3 protein-coding genes are annotated in these 7,065 nt (G+C 65.1%); all 3 read right to left on the reverse strand.

The annotated features are described in order from the left end of the window. Positions 1 to 41: 41 nt before the first annotated feature. Positions 42 to 5,675 (reverse strand): hotdog family protein, encoded by a 5,634-nt coding sequence (locus ACMDCM_RS16910; RefSeq protein ID WP_412774811.1) that lies wholly within the window; start codon positions 5,673 to 5,675, stop codon positions 42 to 44. Positions 5,676 to 6,000: 325 nt separating this feature from the next. Continuing rightward, positions 6,001 to 6,516: a TIGR02281 family clan AA aspartic protease gene (locus tag ACMDCM_RS16915; RefSeq protein ID WP_412774812.1), complete on the reverse strand. Its 516-nt coding sequence runs from the start codon at positions 6,514 to 6,516 to the stop codon at positions 6,001 to 6,003. 111 nt (positions 6,517 to 6,627) lie between these two features. After that, on the reverse strand, positions 6,628 to 7,065 hold a 438-nt coding region (locus ACMDCM_RS16920; protein ID WP_412774813.1), incomplete at its 5' end, for a sensor histidine kinase.

The following is a 7,065-nucleotide window of genomic DNA, read 5'->3' on the forward strand; positions in this document are numbered from 1 at the left end:
CAATGCGAACAGCGCAAGCCAGGCAGGCGAAGCAAAGCGGATCATCGGGCTTCTCCCGCGAACAGCGGCGCTTTGGGAAGAAGGAGGAGTCCGGTGAGCGCCGCGATTGTCCCATCGGGTCGGTGGTCGGTCATGTTCAGCCGCAACATGGGTTGGTGACTCAGAGGAATCGGCAGCGGCTTCACTCCTCCTGGCTTGATGAGGTGGCTTGAGTGGCCAGCGACCGACGGCGCAACCGCCCCCTTGAGCGAGCGCCGTGCGGCCTTGGTGCGCGTCGTCGCGGTTCGGGGCGCGGCGTCCGAGAAGGCCTTCGTTATCGGTCTGGCAAGCTGCTTGAAACTCCCGCTGGGGATTTTGCTGCCGGGAACGAGATGGCCAACGTCGAACCAGGGCGAGGGTAGGAATGGCGTATCGCTGAGGAACAGGATGCGCGAGCCGGAGCGGTCGCGGAACTGGGTGTTAAAGGTCACGACCGGATGACTCGGCGCAAGCACGGCGCTCAATCCGTCCATGGTGCAGCGGCCGTCGCGATGGATCGGCTCGGGCGATTCGATGAGGACGCCGGCGCAATCCCAGCCGCTGTCGTCCGCGCGCGGCAGCCACAAGAGACTCGTGCGCGGCTTCTCCGCGATCGGCCATCCTTCGAGTCCGATCCGGCGGAGCGCGTCGTCGAATGCGCCGTCGTCGCCGAGCACGGGTCCGCGCGCAAAACCGGAAACCGCCTGGATCTCGAGATCTCCAGTCGCAGCGCCGGCCGTCGTCGCGCCGAAGCTCAAGGCGGCGAGCATGTCGGCCGGCGCGAACCAGCGCGAGGTCTGGAAGCTGACGCCCGGCAGTCGCGCGGCGGGCGCGCCCGCGATTGTCGAATCGATATGAACGTAGAGTTCGTACCAGGCCTGCGGCTCAAGTTCTGCGGTGGCGTCGAGCGTGAGGCCGGGCTTGGGCACCGGGCAGGGATGTGTCTCAGCCACAACCACATCGCCATCGATCAGGGCGACGCCGGTCGCGACCTGATAGCGGCGCTGGTCGGCGCTGCTCAGGAATGCCGGATTGAGCGCCGCGCTGAATGCGGCAACCAGCCGGGACAGATTGCCGGACGGTTCGGCGGTATCGGTGCGGCGCAGGCCGAGCTTGAGCGTGTAATTGTAGAGTCTGGCGAGCGCTTCGACATGCCCGACGTCGAAATGCGCGCGCAGCGGATCGTGGCGGAAGCGCGCGACTTCGCTTTGTGCCGGCTCGTGGCCGGAGAGGTGGCGTTCCAGCAGTTCCGGCGCGAACGTATCCTGCGCGCGGTGTAGCGTCTGAAGATAGTTCGGCAATCCGAACTTCACGGCTGCGATCGGCTGCCCGTAATAGACGGTGCCGCCGGGCGCCGGATGAGGCTGCGGCGCGGGCGTCGGAGGCAAGGGCGTGGTCTTGAAGAAATAGCTGCGCTTTGTCGGCAGCGTCGGATCGACGTCGGAGCTTGACGTCGCGGCCGGCACGCGCAAGCCATAGATGATCTGCTTGTAGAGCGTGCCGGTCCACGCCAGTTCCACGTCGAGGCGATAGGTCTTGCCAGGTTGCAGAAGGCAGCGCGAGGCGCCGCCTTGATGTGCGCTATCGGTGAGCGGCCCGTGGTTAGTGGCCTGCTGTTGGGTGGCGGCGGCCGCGGCCTGCGCATCGTTGCGCGCCCGTGCGGCGGCAAGCGCCGTAGCCGTCATGCCTTCCAGTCCGAGCAGGCCAAGCTGCTGCGTCGCCGGCCACTCGATCCGCAGCGCGGTCACGGTGCCGGGGGCCTTGAAGATCAGCACCTGCTGGCCGTTGCCGATGTCCTTCGTGTCCGGATACCACGCATTGCTCCGGTCCTTGGGATCGTACACGCGCACCAGGCCAGGTCCCTTGCCGTCGAGACTTACGGACGGCGCCCACAGGAACAGGAAGCCGCTGCTGGCGATCGGTTCGTCGAGATAGATCGTCGCGTTGAAGCGAAGGTTGAGCCTCTCGAATGCGAGTTCACTGCCATCGGCCGGAATCGCGTATTCCAGCAGCAGCGCGCCGGTAAAGTCCCGTTCGACCTTGATCGGAGAGGGAAGGGACGCGCCGCGCGGTTTCACGTAGTTCACCATCGGCGGCAGCGCCTGACGCCCGATCTCGTCGAGCGGCGTGACGGTTTGCACGTCCGACCGCGTGAACCCCGGCATCAGCAGCCCGCCGACGCGGCTCCGCGTCGGATCGGCGTTGACGGTCTCTGGCGTCAGGCGCCAGAGTTCCTCATGCGCAACCGCGTCGATGCCCAGCGTCCAGCCGATGCGTGCTCGTGCATCGGGCCTGCAAACGCTGCCGAGCGCGCCGATCGGATCGCCCGGCAGCGACTGGCCGGCGTCGCTCATGCGGTCGATGAAGAACGTCCCCTTGATATCGAACAGGATCAGTTCGGCCGGTTCCGCCGACGTGCCGGGATTGCCGGTACGTCCCGCCTGCCACGCGGCGCTCAGGTCGCCCGGCACCGGTGTGCCCAGACCGTGTTCGTCGCCGGTGACATCGAAAAGCTGGAGGCTGCGCAGCTCCCATTGATAATCGAGCAGGTTGCTCCCGAACGGCCGGGCGCGATCGCCCTCGGGATACTGGTCGATGGTGGGAAACTGCGCGCCGCCGCAGCCGCCGGCGAGACGCGGCGGAAACGCGAAGGTGAGGGCGATGAGCGCGTCGGGCCAGACCGTCTGCGCTTGTTCCGGCGACTGCCGCAGTTCGTGGAGAAGCTGGTACTTGTCGTCGATCAGCAGAGCGTTCTGGCCGACGATCTGCCCGCCTTCGAGCCGGTCGAGCGGCAGCGAGGTCGGAGGCGGCACCGTCAGCGGTGGTTCGGAGCTGAATTTCAATTCGACGCACTTGCGGACCTTCGTGAACAGCAGGTTCACGTGTCCGCAGACCTTGGCGTAGATCGACGTGTTGCCCTCGGCGATGAAGGCTTGCAGGTCGGCAGAGACACCGACAGAGACCGGGCCGATATGCGCGGAGCCGTCGACATGACCGAAGCCGGCGAGGATCAGCGGACTCGTCGCAACCAGGATATCGGCCGATGCATGAACCTCGGCCCACACGATCGGCCGCGGGCCGAAGTTCAGGTCGATGCCGAAACCGAAGGCGAGGATGAAGCCGTCGAAGCTCATCGGACCGCCGCGCGGCCACTTCTCGATGCCGTTCCCGCGCAGCATGAAGTAGCCGGAAGCCCCGACGTTGAAGATGTCCGGCAAGACTCTGACAGTCGCCGGTCCGATGCCGCGCCCCTGGCCGTCGTAGCCGTCGGCGCCCATGTAGAGGGACCAGTCGGAGATATCGCCGGTGACGGGGAAGCGTCCGCCAGACGGAATCCTTGCCGTCAGCAGCACCGGAATGTTCAGCGTGCCCGCTATGCCGAACGTCACCGCGTCGGCGGGGTCGACGATGATCGCGCCGCGCAGCGCGAGGAAGTCGGGATCGGGATCCGGCTTGTGCGTGATGCTCATGCGGCCGGAGAGGATCGTAGCGTCGATCGCGCCGAGCACGACGAGGTCCGGCACCGTGAGGAACAGGCCGGCCTTGGCGCTGAAGGCGAAGCCCATGTCGGGCAGCGTCCCGATCACGGCTTCCAATCCGAAGGTGAAGTTGCCGGCGGACTCGTTGAACGGCTCGGGGCGGCCGGGCGGCGGCGGCTCCTGCGGGTCCCACAGCAGCGCGTGCTCGATCGGGTCCTCGCCCGGAGCCGGCGGTGCGATCGTGGTCGCGATACCGAACGTGCCGCCGACGCCGAACAGGCCGAGCCCGCTGTTGGCGAGCGGCAACGGTCCAGGCAGGTCGGCTGCGAGTTCGAGCAGCACCATCTTGCCATGCAATCGCAGCGACGCCTCGGCATTGAATCCGGCCGGCACGACCTGCACGCGGATCATCGCCTCGAAGCCGGCGTCGCTGACGCTGACCTTGCCTTCGCCCTCGATGACGCCGGGCATGGTGATCTGCGCGTCGAGACCGCGGATACTTGCCGTGATCTTGTGGGTGTCGGGATCGAGCGTCGCGCGGATGGTCGCGCCGGAGACCCGGATCGGGCCGAGGTTGAGCTTGAAGCGCAGATCGACCTCGAGCCAGATCGAACCTCGCCCGCTGCGCGAGCCCAGCACGTCGAACAACGAGCCCGGTCCTTCGATGAGCCAGCGGCCGGGATCCTCGACCTCCATCGTGGCGTGCCGGTAGTCGAGCCCGATCATGCCGAGGCCGCTTTTGGAATGGTCGAGCGAGAGCACCACGCCGCGCAAGCGGATGCGCAGCGGCTCCTCGGGCGCCAGCGAGACCGACATCACGCCGAGCTTGATGGGAACGATCGCGACATCGACTGCATAGTCGAGCGTGAAGGTCTGCTTGTCGGTGAGCGCGAGGCCCTTCGGCTTGCCTTCGGTGGCAAGCTCGACGCCGTGGACCACGAGACGGCCCTTGTCGTTGAGCAGCGCGCTGAACGCCATTCCGGCGGTGAGAAGCCCGGCCGCAGGTGTCCCCGCGCCGGCGCTGCCGAGATTCTTCTCCGCAATCAGCGCGGTCGCAAACGCGCCGGCAGCAATGAAGCCTTTCTCGGCGGCGCCGCCACCCTCGGCACTGACCGCCAGAATACCGTTATCGCCCTGCGCCTCGATGCCGATCGACAGCCGCGTGGGAGCGGCAGCGTCATTGGTCTCGCGCGCGAAGCGGGCGCGTGCGATCAGCGGCCGGCTGGCGAGAACATGCAAAGTCCCGCCACCAACGTTCTCATGATACTGGTCGACCGGTAATTCCACCGCGACCTCGACCAATGTTGGAAGGAAAGAGGTGAGGCCGGTCGCCGTCGGATCGATGCATTCGATGCGCACCGTCATTGCGGGCTTGCCATCGCGCGCCGGCACATGAGCCTCCGCAGATAGCGCGATCCCTGCGGGATCAAGCCCGATCTCGATCTGCGCATCGACGGCGGTGCGGCCGAACAGCGGCACGCTCTCGGGCAAATAGAAGCGCGCGTTGCGGATCGACAATCCTTTCCACGCCGGCGTATCGCCGGGCAGCGCGATCGGATGGCCGTCGACCGATGCGGGCGGCGGAGTGGCTTGCGCGCTCATGTCGATGAAGAAGCCATCCGGCAGCTCGAGGCCGAAACCGCTCGATCCCAGCATGACGGTCGGTGGATCGAGCGTAAGCTTGACCACGCCGTCCGGCTGATCGATCGATGGCCCGAGGCGCATGGTCGCCTGCGCGCCCTTCCGGCCCTCGATCACGAGTGCGATCGTCGCACCCATCACCTTGACCTGGCCCGCCGTCGCGGTGAGCCATTCCTCGCCGCCGGCTACGCCATTGTGGATCGCGGGCGTGAATGCGCGTCCTGCGCTGTCGGCCGCGAGATCGGTGAAGCGAGTGGCGGGAGGCACCTGTCCGAGGTCGAAGGCGAGATCAAAGCCGTCCGGCCGAAGGGCGAAACGAAACGGCAGCGGGGGACCAAACGGCGCGAGCGAGAGATCGAAAAACAGCGGATGCGCCGCGGCTCCCGCGTGCGCTTCGCCTTTATAGGATCCGCCGACCGGGTCGCTGATGGTGGCGGTATCAACTTCGAGTCCGCTGAGAAGCGTATCAATCGTCGATGTTAACAGTATGCCTTGAAGCCAATCGTTACTCTCGATCCAGGATCGCAATGTCGTCAAAATGCCCTCCGCCGAAACGGCAATGACGCGGTACGAACAATTCCGTCAAATCGAATTTGAAATATGGAGCGGCTCTTCCATAGAGATAACGGATGACCGACAAAATATGGAAAACAAGAGTCGAGAGAGACGCAGCGAATCAACGCTTACAAGCTCTCAATCAAAGTGCGCATTTTTGTGACAAATGCTGTTCAAAGCTCGCGCTGTGGCCGCTTCAGCGTTCGACGTGGAGATGTCATTGCCGCGCATCGCGCGGGAAGCGGATCGATCCCGTTCCATGCAATCGAACGCCGCTTTAGGAAACTCATCCCGAGAAGGTTTGTTTTCATCTGGGATAGCCGTGCAGCATCAATCGGTCTGCGCGAACTTCCCAGCTCTCGAGCCTGTTGAGGAAACTCATCCCGAGAAGGTTTGTTTTCATCTGGCCGCGCGGCACCACGAGGGCCGGCACGGATCGCTCCACGAGCTTTCCGACCGCAAGGCGGTCGAGGGTCAGCCGCGCCGCGCGCGCGTGTCCGCCCGCCGTTTCGACGTCGACGTCGTAGTTCAGCAATTCCAGCGGCAACCCGGCCGCCTTCGCGGTCTCGTAGGTGAGGACGACGGAGGTTGCGCCGGTGTCGATGATCATCGCCGTTTTCACGCCGTTGATCTTGGCGTGCAGCGTAAAATCGCCGCTCTGGGCGCGGGGAATCTGGACGCTGCGCGGGGGACCCGCCCCGGCCTCCCGCAGCATGGTCGAGACCACGCTTTTCGCCGCCGATATTCGAGCCGGATCGCCATAAGCGACCACGGCGCCCGCCGTCGCCGCCAGCATCCCGATGACAAGCAGGATACGGATCACGATGCACCCATCATGTTTTCGGCTGTCGTGGGTCGATGCGACGTGCTCGGCATGGCGGTTCGATACTCATTCAGGATCATGACGATCATTCATGCACTCCCGAACCCTTGTTTAAAGACCTGTGCCCGCGTTCATGATCGGCTTGTTCCGCATGCGACGCCTTTCATCCATGGTCGGATCGGCTGCCGGAGCCGGTTGCAGCGGCGGAGCTTCCTCCGCCATTGGCGCCAAAGCGGACATCACGCGCTCCGGGGGAAACGTGACGATAACCTCAGTGCCGATACGGAGCTTGGATCGCAGAGTGAACGTGCCGCCATGCATGTCGACCAGGCTCTTCGCGATCGGCAGTCCGAGGCCCGCGCCTTGTTCGGCGGATTTGATCGAATTCGAACCCTGCCCGAATGACGCCAGCACGATCGGGATTTCGTCTTCGGCGATTCCAGAGCCATTGTCCTTGACGCTGAGATATTGCCCGCCTGAAGCGGTCCATCCGACCTTCAGCCAGATTTCGCCGCCCTGTGGCGTGAATTTGATCGAGTTCGACAGGAG

The organism is Nitrobacter sp. (genome assembly GCF_047149785.1).
GTDB lineage: Bacteria > Pseudomonadota > Alphaproteobacteria > Rhizobiales > Xanthobacteraceae > Nitrobacter.